18 protein-coding genes are annotated in these 18263 nt (G+C 70.2%); 10 read left to right on the top strand and 8 right to left on the bottom strand.

Annotated features, from left to right (window positions below; translation table 11 throughout):
• The first annotated feature begins 89 nt into the window (after window positions 1–89).
• From ACZ4TR_RS17500 to ACZ4TR_RS17480, 5 genes are all read left to right on the top strand, one after another.
• Window positions 90–695 carry a ClpP family protease gene (locus ACZ4TR_RS17500; protein ID WP_364529158.1) on the top strand — a complete coding sequence of 202 codons (606 nt, stop codon included), beginning with the start codon at window positions 90–92 and terminating at the stop codon, window positions 693–695.
• Window positions 696–721: 26 nt separating this feature from the next.
• Entirely contained in the window at window positions 722–1375 is a 654-nt protein-coding gene (locus tag ACZ4TR_RS17495) for an ATP-dependent Clp protease proteolytic subunit (protein ID WP_364529161.1), read from the top strand.
• Between the two features lie 229 nt (window positions 1376–1604).
• Complete coding sequence (clpX, locus tag ACZ4TR_RS17490) at window positions 1605–2900, top strand: ATP-dependent Clp protease ATP-binding subunit ClpX (RefSeq protein ID WP_155545639.1); 1296 nt, start codon at window positions 1605–1607, stop codon at window positions 2898–2900.
• Between the two features lie 50 nt (window positions 2901–2950).
• A complete protein-coding gene (locus ACZ4TR_RS17485) occupies window positions 2951–3358 on the top strand; it encodes a hypothetical protein (RefSeq protein ID WP_465287963.1) in 408 nt (135 codons plus the stop codon).
• 53 nt (window positions 3359–3411) lie between these two features.
• Window positions 3412–4332, top strand: a complete 921-nt coding sequence (locus ACZ4TR_RS17480) for an anti-sigma factor RsbA family regulatory protein (protein WP_465287962.1) — start codon at window positions 3412–3414, stop codon at window positions 4330–4332.
• 9 nt (window positions 4333–4341) lie between these two features.
• Here ACZ4TR_RS17480 and ACZ4TR_RS17475 read toward each other — a convergent pair whose 3' ends face one another.
• Both ACZ4TR_RS17475 and ACZ4TR_RS17470 read right to left on the bottom strand, forming a co-directional pair.
• Window positions 4342–5316 (bottom strand): alpha/beta hydrolase, encoded by a 975-nt coding sequence (locus ACZ4TR_RS17475; RefSeq protein ID WP_465287961.1) that lies wholly within the window; start codon window positions 5314–5316, stop codon window positions 4342–4344.
• 78 nt (window positions 5317–5394) lie between these two features.
• Window positions 5395–6102: a TetR/AcrR family transcriptional regulator gene (locus tag ACZ4TR_RS17470; RefSeq protein WP_364517224.1), complete on the bottom strand. Its 708-nt coding sequence runs from the start codon at window positions 6100–6102 to the stop codon at window positions 5395–5397.
• A 73-nt stretch (window positions 6103–6175) separates the two neighbouring features.
• On the opposite strand from ACZ4TR_RS17470, the gene ACZ4TR_RS17465 reads away from it, so the two are divergent.
• On the top strand, window positions 6176–7615 hold the full coding sequence (locus tag ACZ4TR_RS17465; RefSeq protein ID WP_465287960.1) for a carotenoid oxygenase family protein: 1440 nt from the start codon (window positions 6176–6178) through the stop codon (window positions 7613–7615).
• A 109-nt stretch (window positions 7616–7724) separates the two neighbouring features.
• Here ACZ4TR_RS17465 and fdhD read toward each other — a convergent pair whose 3' ends face one another.
• On the bottom strand, window positions 7725–8549 hold the full coding sequence (fdhD, locus tag ACZ4TR_RS17460) for a formate dehydrogenase accessory sulfurtransferase FdhD (RefSeq protein ID WP_465287959.1): 825 nt from the start codon (window positions 8547–8549) through the stop codon (window positions 7725–7727).
• Between the two features lie 104 nt (window positions 8550–8653).
• Between fdhD and ACZ4TR_RS17455 the strand changes: the two genes are divergently transcribed.
• The 4 genes from ACZ4TR_RS17455 (at window position 8654) to ACZ4TR_RS17440 (ending at window position 12529) form a co-directional block, all read left to right on the top strand.
• A complete protein-coding gene (locus tag ACZ4TR_RS17455) occupies window positions 8654–10009 on the top strand; it encodes an L-lactate MFS transporter (protein WP_364517230.1) in 1356 nt (451 codons plus the stop codon).
• The gene (locus ACZ4TR_RS17450) at window positions 10009–10134 is read left to right on the top strand and encodes an MFS transporter small subunit (protein ID WP_364517232.1); all 126 of its coding nucleotides are present in this window, start codon (window positions 10009–10011) and stop codon (window positions 10132–10134) included. The genes ACZ4TR_RS17455 and ACZ4TR_RS17450 overlap by 1 nt, the downstream gene beginning before the upstream one ends.
• Before the next feature lie 114 nt (window positions 10135–10248).
• Entirely contained in the window at window positions 10249–11655 is a 1407-nt protein-coding gene (locus ACZ4TR_RS17445; protein ID WP_465287958.1) for an LCP family protein, read from the top strand.
• A 298-nt stretch (window positions 11656–11953) separates the two neighbouring features.
• Complete coding sequence (locus tag ACZ4TR_RS17440; protein WP_465287957.1) at window positions 11954–12529, top strand: hypothetical protein; 576 nt, start codon at window positions 11954–11956, stop codon at window positions 12527–12529.
• Between the two features lies 1 nt (window position 12530).
• Here ACZ4TR_RS17440 and ACZ4TR_RS17435 read toward each other — a convergent pair whose 3' ends face one another.
• The 5 genes from ACZ4TR_RS17435 to ACZ4TR_RS17415 all read right to left on the bottom strand — a co-directional run bounded on the left by ACZ4TR_RS17435 (window position 12531) and on the right by ACZ4TR_RS17415 (window position 18213).
• Window positions 12531–14837, bottom strand: coding sequence for an FdhF/YdeP family oxidoreductase (locus ACZ4TR_RS17435; RefSeq protein WP_465287956.1), 2307 nt, complete (start codon window positions 14835–14837; stop codon window positions 12531–12533).
• A gap of 134 nt (window positions 14838–14971) precedes the next feature.
• Window positions 14972–16282 carry an MFS transporter gene (locus ACZ4TR_RS17430; RefSeq protein ID WP_465287955.1) on the bottom strand — a complete coding sequence of 437 codons (1311 nt, stop codon included), beginning with the start codon at window positions 16280–16282 and terminating at the stop codon, window positions 14972–14974.
• A 65-nt stretch (window positions 16283–16347) separates the two neighbouring features.
• Window positions 16348–16785, bottom strand: a complete 438-nt coding sequence (locus ACZ4TR_RS17425; RefSeq protein WP_465287954.1) for a MarR family winged helix-turn-helix transcriptional regulator — start codon at window positions 16783–16785, stop codon at window positions 16348–16350.
• A 73-nt stretch (window positions 16786–16858) separates the two neighbouring features.
• On the bottom strand, window positions 16859–17863 hold the full coding sequence (locus tag ACZ4TR_RS17420) for a hypothetical protein (protein WP_465287953.1): 1005 nt from the start codon (window positions 17861–17863) through the stop codon (window positions 16859–16861).
• Between the two features lie 50 nt (window positions 17864–17913).
• Window positions 17914–18213 (bottom strand): hypothetical protein, encoded by a 300-nt coding sequence (locus ACZ4TR_RS17415; RefSeq protein ID WP_465287952.1) that lies wholly within the window; start codon window positions 18211–18213, stop codon window positions 17914–17916.
• Window positions 18214–18263: the final 50 nt, after the last annotated feature.

Genomic DNA, 18263 nt, shown 5'->3' with positions numbered 1-18263 from the left:
CGTTAGGGTCGGATACAAGATCTCAAGCATCTGAAACGACAGCGGCGGCCGTCACCACCGGGCCGCCGCCGGCGAAAAGGCAGGCAGACGTGACGCAGCACATGCCCGAGGCGCGGACCGGCACCGCAGGGCTCACCCTCACCGACTCGGTGTTCGAGCGGTTGCTCCAGGAACGCATCGTCGTCCTCGGTTCCGAGGTGAACGACGAGATCGCCAACCGGATCACCGCGCAGCTGTTGCTGCTCGACGCCGACGACGCCGAGTCCGACATCCGCTTCTACATCAACTCGCCGGGCGGTTCGGTCACCGCCGGGTTCGCGATCTACGACACCATGCAGCTGATCCGCCCGGACGTCGCGACCTACGCGATGGGCATGGCGGCCTCGATGGGGCAGTTCCTGCTCTCCTCGGGCACGCCCGGCAAGCGCTACTCGCTGCCGCACGCGCGGATCCTGATGCACCAGCCGTCCGCCGGTGTCGGCGGCACGGCGTCGGACATCGCGATCCAGGCCGACCTCTTCAACAAGTGGAAGCGGGAACTGGCCCAGATCACGGCCGAGCAGACCGGGCAGACGGTCGAGCAGATCATCGCCGACGGCGACCGCGACCGCTGGTTCACCGCGCAGGAGGCGAAGGACTACGGGTTCGTGGACCACGTCCTCACCCGCGACATCGCCCGTCCCGGCTCGAACTGAGCGCGAAGCACACAGGAGACTCGATCATGAGCAACTTCAGGCTCCCGGGTGACTTCCGGGCTCCGACCACACCCCAGTCGCGGTACATCCTCCCGTCGTACGTCGAGCGCACCAGCTACGGCGTCAAGGAGTCGAACCCGTACAACAAGCTGTACGAGGAGCGCGTCATCTTCCTCGGCGTGCAGGTGGACGACGCGTCGGCCAACGACGTGATGGCCCAGCTGCTGCACCTCGAGCACGAGGACCCGGACCGCGACATCCTGATCTACATCAACTCGCCGGGTGGCTCGTTCACCTCGCTGATGGCGATCTACGACACCATGCAGTTCGTCCGCCCGGACATCCAGACGTACTGCCTCGGCCAGGCCGCGTCCGCGGCCGCGGTGCTGCTGTCGGCCGGCACGCCGGGCAAGCGCTACGCGCTGCCCAACTCGCGCGTGCTGATCCACCAGCCGGCCACCGAGGGCACGTACGGCCAGGTCTCCGACCTGGAGATCCAGGCGAACGAGATCCAGCGGGTGCGGCGCCAGATGGAGGTCATCCTGGCCCACCACACCGGCAAGGACGCCGACCAGATCCGCAAGGACATCGAGCGCGACAAGATCCTGACGGCCGAGGAGGCCAAGGCGTACGGCATCATCGACGAGGTGCTGCCGTACCGGAAGGCGTCGGCTCTGTAGATCCGCCGGGCCGGTGTGTGTCGAGGAGACGACATACACCGGCACTCTGGTTTAGGGTCGTCCTCTGACGTGCTCCCGGCGCCTGTGGGTGTTCCCGCCCACGGCATCGGACGGGTACCGTCAGTGGCAATGCGTGAGACTCCGCTCGGTCGTTCGAGACCGGGGGTCGCACCGTCGCAACACACGTCAGGCGCGGAAACCCGCGCCGGAGGGGACGAGGTCAACGGCCATGGCACGGATCGGTGACGGCGGAGACCTGCTGAAGTGTTCTTTCTGTGGGAAGAGCCAAAAGCAGGTGAAGAAGCTCATTGCCGGCCCCGGGGTCTACATCTGCGATGAGTGCATCGACCTCTGCAACGAGATCATCGAGGAGGAGCTGGCCGAGGCCGGCGACGTCAAGCTCGACGAGCTGCCCAAGCCCGCCGACATCCACGAGTTCCTCGAGCAGTACATCATCGGGCAGAACGATGCCAAGCGGACCCTCGCGGTAGCGGTCTACAACCACTACAAGCGGATCCAGGCGGACGACAAGGCCGGGCCGAAGGACTCCAAGGAGGAGTCGGTCGAGCTCGCCAAGTCGAACATCCTGATGCTCGGCCCCACCGGGTGCGGCAAGACCTACCTGGCGCAGACGCTGGCGAAGCTGCTGAACGTCCCGTTCGCGATCGCGGACGCCACGGCGCTGACCGAGGCCGGGTACGTCGGCGAAGACGTCGAGAACATCCTGCTCAAGCTCATCCAGGCGGCGGACTACGACGTCAAGCGGGCCGAGACCGGGATCATCTACATCGACGAGGTCGACAAGATCGCCCGCAAGAGCGAGAACCCGTCGATCACGCGGGACGTCTCGGGCGAGGGTGTCCAGCAGGCGCTGCTGAAGATCCTCGAGGGCACCACGGCCTCGGTGCCGCCGCAGGGCGGCCGCAAGCACCCGCACCAGGAGTTCATCCAGATCGACACGACGAACGTCCTGTTCATCGTGGCCGGCGCGTTCGCCGGGCTGGAGAAGATCATCAACGAGCGGGTCGGCAAGCGTGGCCTCGGCTTCGGTGCGGAGATCCGCACGAAGTCCGAGATCGAGGAGAGTGACGTCTTCTCGGACACCATGCCCGAGGACCTGATCAAGTTCGGGCTGATCCCGGAGTTCATCGGCCGGCTCCCGGTCGTGGCGACGGTCAACCACCTGGACAAGGAATCGCTGGTCAGCATCCTCACCCAGCCGCGCAACGCCCTGGTGAAGCAGTACAAGAAGCTCTTCGAGATGGACAACGTCGAGCTCGAGTTCACCAAGACCGCGCTCGAGGCCATCGCCGACCAGGCGGTCCTGCGCGGGACCGGTGCCCGCGGGCTGCGCGCCATCATGGAAGAGGTGCTGCAGCCGGTCATGTACGACATCCCGAGCCGCGACGACGTGGCGAAGGTCGTGATCACCGAGCAGACCGTCCGGGAGAACGTGAACCCGACGATCGTCGCCCGGCAGCCGACGCGGCGCACGCGCAGCGAGCGCGGCGAGAAGTCGGCCTGAGGCCGGGCGTCTCCGGGCCACCCGGCCCGGAGACCCGACAGGAAAGCTGAATGACTGCTGACTCTATGCCGGTCACCGGCGGGGGCCCCGCCCCCGCCGGTGGTGTGCAGGCACCGCCGCCACCCGAACCGGCGCCGGTGTCCGGCGGCCCGGTCCTCGGGTTCCGCGAGCTGAGCGAACGCGTCATCGCGTCCGTGTTCGACCGGTACCCGTGGCTGAACCGGGTGCTGATGGGTGTGCTGGCCGTCTGCGCCGGCACGTGCGTCGTGGCCGTGGTGTCCCGGCTGTCGCCGTTGCCGCTGATCCCCGTACCGCTCTTCGTCATCGCCGGTTACGCCCTCTGGCGCGCCCGTGGGGTCACCGAACGGCGTCCGCTGGTCAACTGGGTGCTGTTGTTCGGCGTCGCGACGATGGTCGGCTTCTGGCTGATCTCGGTCGTCGGCCGTTGGGTGGAGTGAACTTCCTCCGTTCGTGGCGTTTGCGCCCGGCCGTCTCCGGGTAGCAAGGTCTCGTGGTAGGTGCCCTCAGACCGTTTCGGCATCCGGCACTGTTCTACCGCGGTGACAGTGAGTACCTGACCGGCGTCGTTCCGTTCGTGCTCGACGCTCTCGACCGGGGTGAACCCGTGGCCGTCGCCGTCCCCGCCCCGAATCTCCTGCTCATCGAGAAGGCCCTGGAAGAGCGGGCCCGCGAAGTGCGGCTGACCGACATGTGCCGGGCCGGCCGCAATCCCGGTGCCATCCTGCCGACGGTCCTGCTCGCCTTCGCCGGCGAGCACAGCGGCCCGGTGCGGGTCGTGGCGGAGCAGATGTGGAGCGATCGCTCAGGTGCCGAGTACCCGGCGTGCGTCCTGCACGAGGCGCTCCTCAACCACGCGCTCGCCGGGCGGGACCTGGCGGTGCTCTGCCCGTACGACACCGCGGCGCTGCCGCCGGACGCGCTCGCCGACGCCGAGCGCACCCACCCGGAGGTGTGGGGGCCGGCCGGGCCGTTCGTCAGCCCCCGGTTCGACCCGGACGGAGCGCGCGCGGACTTCATGCGGCCGCTGGACCAGCCGGCGGCCGCGGTCGAGCGGAAGTTCGACATCGGGCAGCTGGCCTCGCTGCGCGGGTTCGCGGAGATCTGGGCCGCGCGCCACGGCCTGCGCCGGCCGAGACGCGACGACTTCACCCTGGCGATCGCGGAGCTGACGACGAACAGCGTGCTCTACGGCGGCGGTGCGGGCGTGCTCCGGCTCTGGGCGGACGAGCGTCAGGTGGTCGGCGAGGTCACCGACACGGGCACGATCACCGAACCCCTGGCCGGCCGGATCCCGCCGGCCGCGGCGGCGCTGGGCGGCCGTGGCCTGCTGCTGGTGAACCGGCTGGCGGATCTCGTCCGCACGTACTGGGTCCCGGGCCGCACGACGACCCGCGTCCACTTCACCTGCTGACCCTCCGGGTCAGTCCTTGCGGGGGACGTGCTTGCCGAGGAAGCTGATCACGCTCGGGACCACCGTCCGGTTGAACGGGTCGCCGTGCTTGCCGTGGGCCGTGTGGGCGACCGCCGGGTGGGCCGCCTCGATGTAGCGGCGGACGCCCGTGATGAACGAGTCCTCGGTGCCGCACCAGATGCCGTTGGCGACGCTCTTCGTCTCGTCGATGTGCTTGAGCGGGTCCAGCGCGGTCCAGTCGTTCAGGCCCGTGAAGATGTGCCGCTTGGCCATCTCCTGCCACGACAGGATGAGCGCGGGGGCCAGCGTCGCGACCGCGGCCGGTGGCTGGCGCCGCTCGACCCGGCGGCGCGTGTACACCAGCGCGCCGAAGCCGCCCATCGAGACGCCGGTGCAGGCGAACGGCTGCCCGGTCTCGCCGGCGAAGCCGCGGGCCCGGAGCCACTGCGGGACCTCCTCCAGCAGCATCGCCATCGGGTCGTCGCCCGGGTGGACCTGGTGCCAGTAGTTGTCGCCGCCGTCGACGGCGACGAAGCCGAACGCCGGGACGGCCTTGCGCGCGACGTCGCTGGAGAGCTGCTTGAGCGTGCCGGTCGGGGCCGCGCTGCGGGCGTTGCCGTGCAGGCCGTGCAGCATCAGCGACATCGGCAGCCCCTTCGGCGGGGTCTTCGACGGCAGGATGAACACCAGGTCGACCATCCGGCCGCGGGCCTGGGAGTAGACGCGCTCGACGCGGGTGCTGCCCAGCTGGGTCGTCGGGTTCGACGACGTCACGCCCAGCGTCCGCTGCAGGGCCTGGCTGAACGGCAGCTTGCCGGTCGCCGTGCCGAGGGCCAGGCCGCCCACGGCCAGCCCGGACGCCCCCGCGATCAGCATCGAGCGGCGGCTGAGCCACCGCCGCGCGTCGCGGACGGCCGCCGCCCCCGCCGGGATCCGGGGCTCGGCCTCGCCGTGCTCCCCGGGATCCCCGTTTTCCTCGTTCACCTGTCTCCGTCCCCCGCCTGCTGCTCCTAGGACGCCGCGCACCCGCTCCGCGTTCCCCCGCGTCCGTCGTTCGCCGGGTTAGTCGTTCCCACCCTGCCCGGCGTTTCCGGTTCTCGCCCGCCAAACCGCCTTCGCGGCCTCGGTCGAGTGTTCCGCCCGCTCCACAGTGTCCCCGAGACCCACCGCCAGGGTGATCCCCAGGGGTATCAAAATGTGGTCGATGCCCTGCTCACCGGCGCCGAAGTGGCCGGACGCCTCGAGCGTGACGAAGCCGTGCAGCGCGCTCCACAGCTGGGCGGCCGCCTGGTACTTGTCGGCGGGCCGGAACCGGCCCGCCTCGATGGCCCGCTCGGTCGCCCGGACGATGTGCTCGAACGCCTCCAGGCCCTCCTGGGCGGCTTCGCGGCCCTCTTCGGTGGTCAGGTCGGACAGCGTCGCCCGCTTGCCGCCCGGCGCGGACTGGCCGAACGTCACCGCGAACAGCTGCGGCTGCTCGGCGACCGCCTGCCGGTAGGTCCGGGCCAGGCCGAAGATGTCCGCCACCGGGTCGTCGGTCTCGGCGACCTCGGCCAGCCACGCGCTGAGCTTCCGGAACCCCGTGCGCGCGACCTCGTCGACCAGCGCGGCCATGCCCCCGAAGTGCGTGTACACGGCCATCGTCGAGACGCCGACCTCCGCCGCCAGCTTGCGGGCCTGCAGGGCTTCGGGGCCGCCCTCGGCGAGCAGCCGGATGGCGGCCTCGACGAGCCGCTCCTTGACGTCGTTCGCGCGCGGTTTCGGGCTCATGCTTGCCAGTATCTCATAACCCTGTTATAAATGGAGTCATAACCGCGTTATAGCAGCCTCGGAGGGGTCAGTCATGGGCACCAAGTTCCTCGAAGGAAACTTCGCCCCGGTGAGCCGGGAGCACACGATCACCGAACTGGCCGTCACCGGGCGGATCCCCGGGTTCCTCGACGGCCGCTACCTGCGCAACGGGCCCAACCCGCTGTCCGAAGTGGACCCGGCGGCCTACCACTGGTTCATGGGCGACGGCATGGTCCACGGCGTGCGCCTGCGCGACGGGAAGGCCGAGTGGTACCGCAACCGGTGGGTGCGCAACCCGGCCGTGGCCGCGACCTTGAACGGCGAGGACGCGAGCCGCTTCTGCGGGCTGGACGCGCTGGGCGCCAACACCAACGTGCTCGGCCACGCCGGCAAGACCCTCGCGCTGATCGAGGCGGGCGCGCCGGTCTACGAGCTGACCGACGAGCTCGACACCGTCGGCCGCTGCGACTTCGACGGCACGCTCCCCGGCGGCTACACCGCCCACCCCAAGCGCGACCCGCGCACCGGCGAGCTGCACGCCGTGTCGTACTTCTTCGGCATGGGCCACAAGGTCCAGTACTCGGTGATCGACGTGCACGGCCGCGCGCGCCGGACAGTCGACGTCGAGGTCACCGGGTCGCCGATGATGCACGACTTCTCGCTGACCGAAAAGCACGTCGTGTTCTACGACCTGCCGGTGACGTTCAACGCGGAGATGGCGGTCGCCGCGAACGTGCCGGGCGCGCTGCGGACGCCGGCGAAGCTCGTGCTCTCGGCCATGGTCGGCAAGGTCCGCGTGCCGGACCCGGTGACGGCGATGATGGCGCGCAAGATCGGCGCGAACGGCGGCCTGCCGTACCGCTGGGACCCGAAGTACCCCGCGCGGATCGGTGTCATGCCGCGCGAAGGCGGCAACGGCGACGTCCGCTGGTTCGAGGTCGAGCCGTGCTACGTCTTCCACCCGCTCAACGCCTACGACGACGGCGACAGCATCGTGCTCGACGTCGTCCGCCACCCGAAGATGTTCGACACCGAGCTGCACGGCCCGGACGAGGGCGGCCCGACGCTGGACCGCTGGACCGTCGACCTCACCGCGGGCAAGGTCCTGGAGGAGCGGCTCGACGACCGCGGCCAGGAGTTCCCGCGCGTGGACGAGCGCCTGGTCGGCCGTCGCCACCGCTACGGCTACTCGATGGCGGCCGACGGCGGCGCGGACCCCGCCGGCTCGCTGTTCAAGCACGACTTCCAGACCGGCTCGAAGCAGGAGCGCGCGTTCGGTGCCGGACGGCAGCCGGGCGAGTTCGTCTTCGTCCCGTCCCACGAGGACGCGGCGGAGGACGACGGCGTCCTGATGGGCTTCGTCTTCGACCCGGCGACGCAGCGCAGCGACCTCACGCTGCTCGACGCGGGCACGCTGGAGACGGTCGCGGCGATCCACCTGCCCGACCGCGTGCCCAACGGCTTCCACGGCAACTGGGTCGAGACCGCCTAGGCCAGAACGCAGGGCGCGGCTCAAGCGCCCGAAGGCGGCCTTGGTTGCGTCTGACGCACCGAAGGCGGCCTTGGTTGCGTCTGACGCACCGAAGGCCACATTGGGGCGTTCAGGTCAGGATGCGGTGGTCGCCGGTGTAGAGGTTCATCGAGTCGCCGCGCAGGAAGCCGATCAGCGTCATGCCGTTCTCCTCGGCCAGCTCGACCGCCAGCGATGACGGCGCCGACACCGCGGCCAGCAGGCCGATTCCGGCCATCGCGGCCTTCTGCACCAGTTCGAACGAGGCGCGCCCGGACACGAGCAGGCCATGCCCGGGGGCGGGGATCCGGCCGTCGAGGACGGCCCAGCCGAGGACCTTGTCGACCGCGTTGTGCCGGCCGACGTCCTCGCGGACGACGGCGAGCTCACCGTCCGGGGTGAACAGTCCCGCCGCGTGCAGGCCGCCGGTGCTGGCGAAGACCTTCTGCCGGGCGCGCAGCGCGTCCGGCAGGCCGGCCAGCGTCTCGCTCTTCACCGCGAAGGCCGCTTCGGCCGGGGAGAAGCGGGTCTTGAGCTTGACCGCGTCGAGTGCGGCCTTGCCGCAGACGCCACACGAAGAGGTGGTGTAGAAGTTGCGCTCGACCCCGGTGTCCGGCGGCGGCACCCCGGGCGCCAGCGCGATGTCCAGCACGTTGTAGGTGTTGCGGCCCTGGTCGTCGACGCCGTCGCAGTAGCGGGCGACCGAGATGTCCTCGCGGCCGCCGATCACCCCTTCGGACAGCAGGAAGCCGTGGGCCAGCTCGACGTCGTGCCCCGGCGTGCGCATCGTGACGGCCAGTGCCTTGCCGCCGACCCGCAGTTCCAGGGGTTCTTCGGCGGCGAGCGCGTCGAGGCGGCGGCGGTCGCCGGCCGCGGAGATCTTCCGCACCGGCCTGCGCACGGTCACCCTGCCCATGGCCCACACCCTTCTTCGCCGGAAAGTTCGACACCCGGATGGTGCAACACCGGCTATTTAGTAATACATTCCCTCCATCATCCCCACTCTAGGAGAGGGATCCGATGGCTCTCGGCTTCCTGGACCGTTCCCGGATCGTGGCACCCCCAGGCTGGACGCGCTGGCTGGTGCCGCCGGCGGCCCTTTCGGTACACCTGTCCATCGGGCAGGCCTACGCGTGGAGCGTCTTCAAGACCCCGCTCGAGAAGACGATGGACCTGAACGGCACGCAGAGCTCGCTGCCGTTCCAGCTCGGCATCGTCATGCTCGGCCTGTCCGCGGCGTTCGGCGGCACGCTCGTCGAGAAGAACGGCCCGCGCTGGGCGATGTTCGTCTCGATGTGCTGCTTCGCCAGCGGGTTCCTCATCTCCGCCCTCGGCGTGGCGACCGGCCAGTTCTGGCTGGTCGTCCTCGGCTACGGCGGGATCGGCGGCGTCGGGCTCGGCATCGGCTACATCTCGCCGGTGTCCACGCTCATCAAGTGGTTCCCGGACCGGCCGGGCATGGCGACCGGCATCGCGATCATGGGCTTCGGCGGTGGCGCGCTGATCGCCTCGCCGTGGTCGTCGTCGATGCTCGGCACCTCGCCGACCACCGGCACGATCGCGACGGCGTTCCTCGTGCACGGCCTCGTCTACGCGGCGTTCATGTCGATGGGCTGGCTGCTCGTGCGCGTGCCGGCCGACGACTGGAAGCCGGCCGGCTGGCAACCGAAGACCGACCACGGCAAGGCGATGATCAGCACCGCGAACGTCTCGGCCGCGAACGCGATCAAGACGCCGCAGTTCTGGTGCCTGTGGGTCGTGCTGTGCTTCAACGTCACCGCGGGCATCGGCATCCTGGAGAAGGCGTCGCCGATGATCCAGGACTTCTTCAAGAACACGTCGACCCCGGTCGGCGCGGCCGCGGCGGCGGGGTTCGTCGCGCTGCTGTCGCTGTGCAACATGCTGGGCCGGTTCGTCTGGTCGTCCACTTCGGACCTGGTCGGCCGCAAGAACATCTACCGCACCTACCTCGGCGTGGGCGCGGTGCTGTACCTGGTGATCGCGCTGACGGAGAACTCGTCGAAGCTCGTGTTCATCCTGTGCGCGATGGTGATCCTGTCCTTCTACGGGGGCGGGTTCGCGACCGTCCCGGCGTACCTGAAGGACCTCTTCGGCACCTACCAGGTCGGCGCGATCCACGGCCGGCTGCTCACCGCGTGGTCGGTCGCCGGGGTGCTCGGCCCGCTGATCGTCAACCGGATCGCCGACAGCGAGAAGTCGGCCGGCAAGTCCGGCCCGGACCTCTACGCGACATCGTTCTACATCATGATCGGCCTGCTCGTGGTCGGCTTCGTGGCCAACGAGCTGGTGCGGCCGGTGAAGGAGAAGTTCCACGAGCCCGTCACCTCGGGCGCGACCGCGAAGAGTGAGGCGTGATGAGCGAGCCGTCGACGAAGCCGAACCGGGTCCCGCTGATCGTGCTGGCCTGGGCGTGGGTCGTGCTGCCCTTCGCCTACGGCGTGTACCAGCTGTTCCTGAAGCTGGTCCAGCTCTTCGGCTAGCCCGAAGTCCGTGAATGTCGCATTGAGGGACTTCAAATCTCTCAATGCGACATTCACGGCTTGTGAGCTGAGTCACCCGTGCAGCAGAAGGCGGCCCGGCGGCGTCGGTAGGGCGTGCACCTACTGGGGAAGATCGCCGTCGCCGGGCTGTCCTTGGCCGTCCTGTGCGGGACGGCTTACGGCTACGAGAACCTCCGCGCCCTCGACGACGTCACGCGCGACAGCGTCATCGACGCCGACGGCGGCACCGCGCCGGGTGAGCAGCCCGCCGACGGTTCGCTCGACATCCTGTTCGTCGGGCGGGACTCGCGGACCGACCAGCAGGACAAACCGCTTCCGCCGGACATCCTGCGTGAGCTGCGAGCCGGCGCCAACGGCGACGACCTCACCGACACCCTCATCGTCCTGCGGATCCCGAACGGCACGAAGGACGTGAAAGCGTTCTCCATCCCGCGTGACAGCTACGTGTCCATGCCCGGCGGGAAGGGCAAGATCAACGCCGCGTTCGGCCGGGCGAAGGCGGCCGAGGGGAAGCGGCTGCGCGACGCGGGGGAAACCGACAAGGCCAAGATCACCAAGGCCGCCCTCACCGCCGGGCGGCGCGGGACGCGGCAGGCCGTCGAGGACCTCACCGGCGTGAAGATCGACCACTTCGCCGAGGTCAACCTGCTCAGCTTCTACGAGATCAGCAAGGCCGTCGGCGGCGTCGACGTCTGCCTCAACGAAGCCACCAAGGACAAGAACTCCGGCGCGAACTTCCCCGCTGGGCCGCAGCGGATCTCGGGCGCGGACGCGCTCGCCTTCGTCCGGCAGCGCGACGGCCTCAAGAACACCGACTTCGACCGCGTCCGGCGCCAGCAGGTGTTCCTCGCCGGGCTGGCCCGGCAGGTGCTCTCGGCGGGGACGCTGGGCGACCCGGGGAAGCTGTCGGACCTCATCGACGCCGTCAAGCGCTCGGTCGTGCTCGACGACGGCTGGAACCTGCTCGACTTCGTCGCGCAGCTGCGCGGGATCAACGGTGGCGGGATCCGGTTCGAGACGATCCCGGTCGGCAACCGCGACTACCGCTACGACCCGCAGAACCCGCGGGCCACGGCCGTGCAGGTCGACCCGGCCGAGGTGAAGGCCTTCGCCGCGGCCCTGATCGGGGCCGCCGCGCCGAAGACGCCGTCCGCCGCCCCGGTCACCGTCGACGTCACCAACGCCGGCCCGAAGGAAGGCCTCGCGACCCGCGTGGCCGGATTCCTGGGGGAGCACGGGTTCGCCAAGGGCGACACCGGGAACACCGCCTCGCGGCGGACGTCGCTGGTCCGCTTCGGCGTCGGCCTCGCGCAGCGCGGCGCGGAGGTCGCGAAGCTGCTGGGCGGGCTGGCGACGCAGGAGTCGGCGGCGGTGCCGGCGGGGCACATCGAGGTGGTGCTCGGGTCGGTCTACTCCGGTCCCGGGGCGACCGGGGGCGGGAGCGCCCCGGCCGCCGGCGACGAGCCGATCACCTCGGACGGGGTCGTCTGCGTGAATTGACCGCGCCCGGCTGTCGAATGTCCGGCTTTCCGCCGGGTTTCGTGAAATTGCGCGAAGAATTTCCGCGAAGCACCGCAAGGTCGTTTTCCGCCGACCGGACCACGGCGGACCACGCGGGTGACTGGTCTTGACGCTGCCTCCCTGGTGAGGCAGTGTGCGGGGACCGTCGGCGGCAGTACCGCACGGCGACCGGAAAAGATCACCGGACCGGTGGCGTTCCGGAAAGTCAATTTCAGGAAATAAGGAAAGTCCGGACCCTATGCGCTACCGCGTTGCCCGCGGGGGGTGGCTCCTTTCGGTGCTCGCTTCCGCTGTTCTGTGCGCCGGGTGCCAGTCGGCGTCCGCTTCGGCGCACTACCCCGACAAGATCGACGCGTGCAAGCTGCCCGCCGCGAACGCGCGCGACCGGCTCGCCCCCGGCACCGTCGAGATCCCGGCCGATTCGGTGAAGACCGCCGACGCCAAGGTCGTTCCCCAGGACCGCTCCACAGAGGACAACGACCTCACCGGCTGCAAGCGCCTGTTCGCCCGCGACCTCGGCGGCGGGAAGCCCAACCTGCAGGACTACCGGCTCGTCACGATCGCCGTCGTGCGGTTCACCACCGCCGACCACGAAGACGCCGCCGCCAAGGCCACCCAGCTGATGACCGACGCGCTCGGTGACCACTCGGGTGTCCGGCTCGCGACCGGCGTCGGCGACGAGTCCGGGTTCTCCGAGCAGTGGGCCGCCGTGCGCTCCGGGAACGTCGTGCTCAGCCTGGCCATCGCCGACGGCGGCACGGAGGCCGCGCTGATCCCGCCGGCGACCCTCGACAACGTCCAGGCCGTGGTCACCGACATGACCACCACCCTGGAGCGCGAGTACCAGGGCTGAATCAGGGGCAGGGCTCGAGCCGCACCACGATCGCCTTCGACACCGGCGTGTTCGACTTCTCCGCCACCGAGTCCAGCGGTACCAGGGCGTTGGCCTCCGGGAAGTACGCCGCCGCGCACCCGCGGGCCGTCGGGTAGGAGACCACGCGGAAGGACGGCGCGCGGCGGTCGCCGTCCCGCCATTCCGAGACCAGGTCGACCATCGAGCCGTCGGTCAGGCCGAGCGCCGCGAGGTCGTCCGGGTTCACCAGGACGACCCGGCGGGCGTTCTCGATGCCGCGGTAGCGGTCGGACAGCCCGTAGATCGTGGTGTTGTACTGGTCGTGGCTGCGCATGGTCTGCAGCAGCAGCCGGCCGTCGGGCACCTGCGGGTACTCCAGCTCCGACACGGTGAAGTTGCCCTTGCCGTTGGCGGTGCCGGTGAACTCGCGGGAGTCGCGCGGCGCGTGCGGCAGCACGAACCCGTCCGGCTCGCGGACGCGGCGGTTGTAGTCCTGGCAGCCCGGCACGACCCGGGCGATGCGGTCGCGGACCAGGTCGTAGTCGGTCTCGAACGTCCGCCACGGCACGGCGTGCCCGGCACCGAACAGCGTCCCGGCCAGCCGGCAGACGATGGCGACCTCCGAGAGCAGGTGCTCGCTCGCCGGCTTGAGCCGCCCGCGCGAGGCGTGCACCTGCGACATCGAGTCCTCGACCGTGACGAACTGCTCCCCGCTCGCCTGGACGTCGCGTTCGGTGCGCCCGAGCGTCGGCAGGATCAGGGCGGTGCGGCCGTGGACGACGTGCGAGCGGTTCAGCTTCGTCGAGACGTGCACGGTGAGCGAGCACGACTCGAGCGCCTTCTCGGTCGCCTCGGTGTCCGGGGTGGCGGAGGCGAAGTTGCCGCCGACGGCGAAGAAGACCTTGCCGCGGCCGTCGCGCATCGCCCGGATCGCATCGACCGTGTCGAAGCCGTGCTCGCGCGGCACCTCGATGCCGAACTCGCCGGCCAGGGCGTCCATGAAGGACTGCGGCATCTTCTCCCAGATGCCCATCGTCCGGTCGCCTTGGACGTTCGAGTGCCCGCGCACCGGGCACAGGCCCGCGCCCGGCTTGCCGATCATCCCGCGCATCAGCGCCAGGTTCGCGATCTCCGAGATCGTCGGCACGGCGTGCTTGTGCTGGGTCAGGCCCATCGCCCAGCAGTAGATCGTGCGCTCGGAGGAGGCGATCATCCGCGCGACGCGCTCGATCTGCTCGCGCGGCAGCCCGGTGGCGCGTTCGACCTCGGGCCAGTCGATCTCGCGCAGGTGCTTCGCGTAGTCGTCGAAGCCGTCGGTCGAGCGGTTCACGAAGTCGCGGTCGACGATCGCGCCCGGCGCTTCCTCGTCCCAGGCCAGCAGCAGGTGCCCGACGGCCTGGAACAGCGCGAGGTCGCCGCCGAGGCGGATCTGGGCGAACTCGTCGGCCAGCGGCGTGCCCTTGCCGACGACGCCGCGGACGTTCTGCGGGTTCTTGAACCGCATCAGCCCGGCCTCGGGCAGCGGGTTCACGGCGATGATCCGCGCGCCGTTCCCCTTGGCCTCCTCGAGCGCCGAGAGCATCCGCGGGTGGTTGGTGCCGGGGTTCTGCCCGACGACGACGATCAGATCGGCCTGGTGGATGTCCGCCAGGCTCACCGAACCCTTGCCGATGCCGGTGGTGGCCGCCAGTGCCGCGCCGGAGGACTCGTGGCACATGTTGGAGCAGTCCGGCAGGTTGTTGGTGCCGAACGAGCGCACCAGCAGCTGGTAGAGGAACGCGGCCTCGTTGCTGGTGCGGCCCGAGGTGTAGAAGATCGCCTCGTTGGGATCGGTCAGCGCCTTCAGCTCACCGGCGACGAGCTCGAACGCGTCGTCCCAGGAGATCGGTTCGTAGTGCGTCGCGCCTTCGCGCAGCACGAACGGCTCGGTGACGCGGCCCTGCTGGCCGAGCCAGTAGTCGGTCTTGCCCCGGAGCTCGCCGATCGGGTGGGCGGCGAAGAACGCGCGGTCCACGCGGCGTTTCGTGGCCTCCTCGGCGACGGCCTTGGCGCCGTTCTCGCAGAACTCGGCCAGCTTGCGCTTCTCGCCGTCGACCTCGCGGGGCTCCGGCCACGCGCAGCCGGGGCAGTCGAAGCCCTCGCGCTGGTTCAGCAGCCGCAGTGCCTTGATCGTCCGGCCGGTGCCCATCTGCTCGACGCTGCGCGCGAGCGACACGGCGACGCCGGGTATCCCCGCCGCCCAGCCCTTCGGCTTCCCCACCTCGAGGCGGGTCTCGTCCACGTCCTGCGCCGGCGCTTCACGGGTCATGTGTTCATCGTGCGCCTCGATGACCACATCCGCGAACAGGGGGTGGGTCACATCGCCGGCGCGCCACTTTCTCCGGGAAAGATGCGTCCCTCACCCCGCCGGCGCGTCACTTTCCCTAGGAAAGATGCATCGCCTCACGCGGACTTCACACTTGCCGAGTGTAGGCCCCGGTCGGCGATGGTGATGGCGAGCAGGGCGACGCTGATCACGACCAGCGCGATCGCCAGCCGGTGCAGCCCCGCCGAGTCGGCGTGCGATCCGTAGCAGAGCGCGATCAGCGTCGACGCCACGATCGCGCCGAGGTACTGGGCCGTGCGGAACAACCCGCTCGCCGTGCCCATCTGCTCGGCCGGCGCCTCGCGGTACAACGTCGTCTGGTTCGCGACGCTCGTCAGACCCTGGGCCAGGCCGAACAACGCGGCCAGCGCCAGCAGTGCGCCGGTCCACGTGCCGTCGTGGACGAGCAGCAGCAGCGCCGAACCGCCGGCCAGCGCGACCGCGACCGTGACGAGCCGCGCGCGGATCCCGGAGCCGCGCCCCGAGAACGCCGCCGCGCAGACGGCCGTGCCCGACATCGGCAGCAGCATCAGCCCGGCCGCCTCCTCGGACAGCTGCCGCGCGGTCTCCAGCCACTGCACGTAGCCGAACATGATCGCGTAGATGGCCATGAAGCTCAGGGCCTGCCGCAGGTAGGTCCGCAGGATCGCGCGGTTGGCCGCCAGCGTCCGCAGGTCGAGGAACGGGTCGTCGCGACGCAGTTCGACCAGCGCGAACGCGACGCCGAAAGCCGCGACGACGGCGAGCAGCCAGGGTTCGGTACCCGGGTCCATCAGGAAGAACAGGAGCGCGAGCAGGGTCGCGGAGAACAGCGCGATGCCCAGGACGTCGATCGGCTTCGCCGTGCGCTCGCCGCGGTCGTCCTTCGGCACCCATAGCAGCGCCAGCACCAGCGACAGCCCGGCGAGCGGGATGTTCACGGCGAAGATCGCCGGCCAGCCGAAGAGGCCGATCAGCAGCCCGCCGAGCGTCGGGCCGATCACCATCACCGTCTGCGCGGACATCGACAGCACGGCGAGCACGCGCGCGGGCACGCCCTGGCCGCTCGCTTCCGCGTGGTGGCGCAGCACGGCCATCGCGGCGGGGAAACCGGCGCACGTGCCGAGACCCAGGACGACCCGCACGCCGGTCAGCCAGCCGACCGAAAGCGGGATCATCCCCGCGATCCCCGCGATGATCACCAGCACCGCCCCGCCGAGCAGGACTCGCCGCGCGCCGTAGCGGTCCACCAGCAGCCCGACCACCGGCTGCCCGACCGCGGTGGCCAGGTAGAGCGCCGAGATCAGCCAGGCCGTCCGGCCGGGGCCGGCGCCGAAGCTCTGCCCGATCGGCACGAGCGCGACGGCGATGAGGGTGGAGTTGATCGGGTTGAGCACCGCGCCGGCCACCAGCGGGGTGACCAGGCGGGTGCCGAACTTCGCGGGGGCGGTGACGGTGCTCGTGAGAAGTCCCTTCAGTGCTGGGCGACGCGCTGCAGCAGCGGCAGCGCGTGGGTGACGGCGTCGAGCTCGGCGGGGGACAGCGCGTCCACCAGCGCCAGGGCCAGCCACTCGTCGCGGTGCTGCAGGATGCCGCGCACGGTGTCGGCGCCGGCCTCGGAAAGGCTGATCACCACGCGTCGCCGGTCGGCCGGATCGGGCGTGCGGGCGAGGTACCCGAGCTCGTCGAGGACGCCGAGGGTCGCGGCCATCGACTGCTGCCGGACGTGTTCGGCGGCCGCGAGCTCACCTTGGGTGGCGGGGCCGTCGCGGTGGAGCCGGTTGAGCACGGCGGACTGCGACGGCGTGAGGATCCCGGCGTTGTCGACCTGGCGCAGCCGGCGGTGCAGCTGCCCGACGACCGCGCGGATCCAGCCGGCGCTCTCGGCTACGTGTGCGGGTACTTCGCCCATACACACAGGTTAACTGTACAGTCCAGACTGTGCATCTGGATGTGACGCACTCCCTGCCGGGAGCGCGGGTGGGTCAGTGGCAGCCGTCGAGGGTCGGCACCGGGTACTTCGGGTCGTAGTAGCCGGGCGCGTCCTGGTCGTCGCCCGTCGACGGGCCGGACGGCGGATTGGCGTAGCCGGGAGCCAGGAAGCCTTCCCGGGCGGCGGCGCAGCCGACCGACGAAGTCGCGCTTTGGCCGCCGTCGAGCCACAGCCCCCGGCTGGACTTCGCGACGCCGGAGCCGGTGACCACCACATACGTCTCATCGACCCGCAGGAAGCTGACGATCTCGTTCGGACTGGTCAGCGATTCGGGGTGGACGTTGTCGAAGGCGTAGGCGACGACGTACTTCGCGTCCACGGCCAGTTCGCCGGGCTTTTCGCCGGCGTGCGCGGTGAGCGTGCCGAAGGTGCGGGGCCCCGCGTCGAGCAGGTGGTAGCCGTCGGCGATCTCGGTCAGGTAGGAGTCGAAGCCGGCTTTGTCCTTCGCCGGTTTCTCGGTCAGCCAGGGCGTCATCTGCTCGCGCTGGTCCGGGGCGAAGAGTGCGAGGTAGGCCTTCGGATCGTGCGAGAACAGCACCGCGGGCTCGAGGTGGGCGGCGGTGATGGCCCGGCGGGCCTGCGCGTACGCGTCGGCGACCGCCTCGGCCTTGAACGGGCCGACCGCTGCCGCGGCGGGCGAAGTGATGCCGCCGACGCCCTTGGTCCAGTTCTGGGCGGGCGTGTTCACGTACGGCTCGGCCAGGTCGACATGGGCGTACTGCGCCACCTGCGTCGGGTTCGGCGTCTCCGGGGCGGCCTCTCGCGCCGGGGCCCGGCGGCCGACGAGCACGATCGCCGTCGTCGTCACGGCGAGGATCGCCACCAGCACGCCGAGTATCCACCAGCGGCGGTGCGGTTTCCGGGCACCGCGCTTGCGCTGCTTGCGGAGCTGCTTGCGGTCCTTCTTGGCCCCCAGCCAGGCATCGGTCCGCGCGTGCTTGCGCCACTCCGGGTCCATCAGGTCCGGGTGCGAGTCGAGCAGGTCGTCGTCGTCCACGTGCTTTCCCCCCCAGTCGATGCCTGATCATCGACAGCGGGGGAAGATCGTTACGACCCGAAGAACAGGAACGGGTCCTCGTTGACGCCGACGCCCTGGATCTGGTGCACGACGATCGCCGCCACGACCAGGACGACGACCAGCGCCAGCGCGAGCACGCCGGGCCACCGGCTGTGTCCCGGCTGGTGACCGCCGGTGCGGCGCTCGTGCTTGCGGCGCTTCTTGAGCTCCTTCTTCGCGCCCAGCCAGGCGTCCCGCTCGGCGTGCTGCTGCCAGTCGGGGTTCATCAGGTCGGGGTGCGTCTCCAAGCGCCGATCGTCCGGATCCTGCGGCTGCTGAGGCTGTGCCATCCCGAGTGCCTTCCCCCTGGGTGACCCGCCGTGACGGGTTCGTAGACTTG

It is taken from the genome of Amycolatopsis sp. NPDC028719, assembly GCF_055565395.1.
The sequence above is the reverse complement of the archived record's forward strand: the minus strand, read 5'-3'. Positions and strand labels throughout refer to the sequence as shown.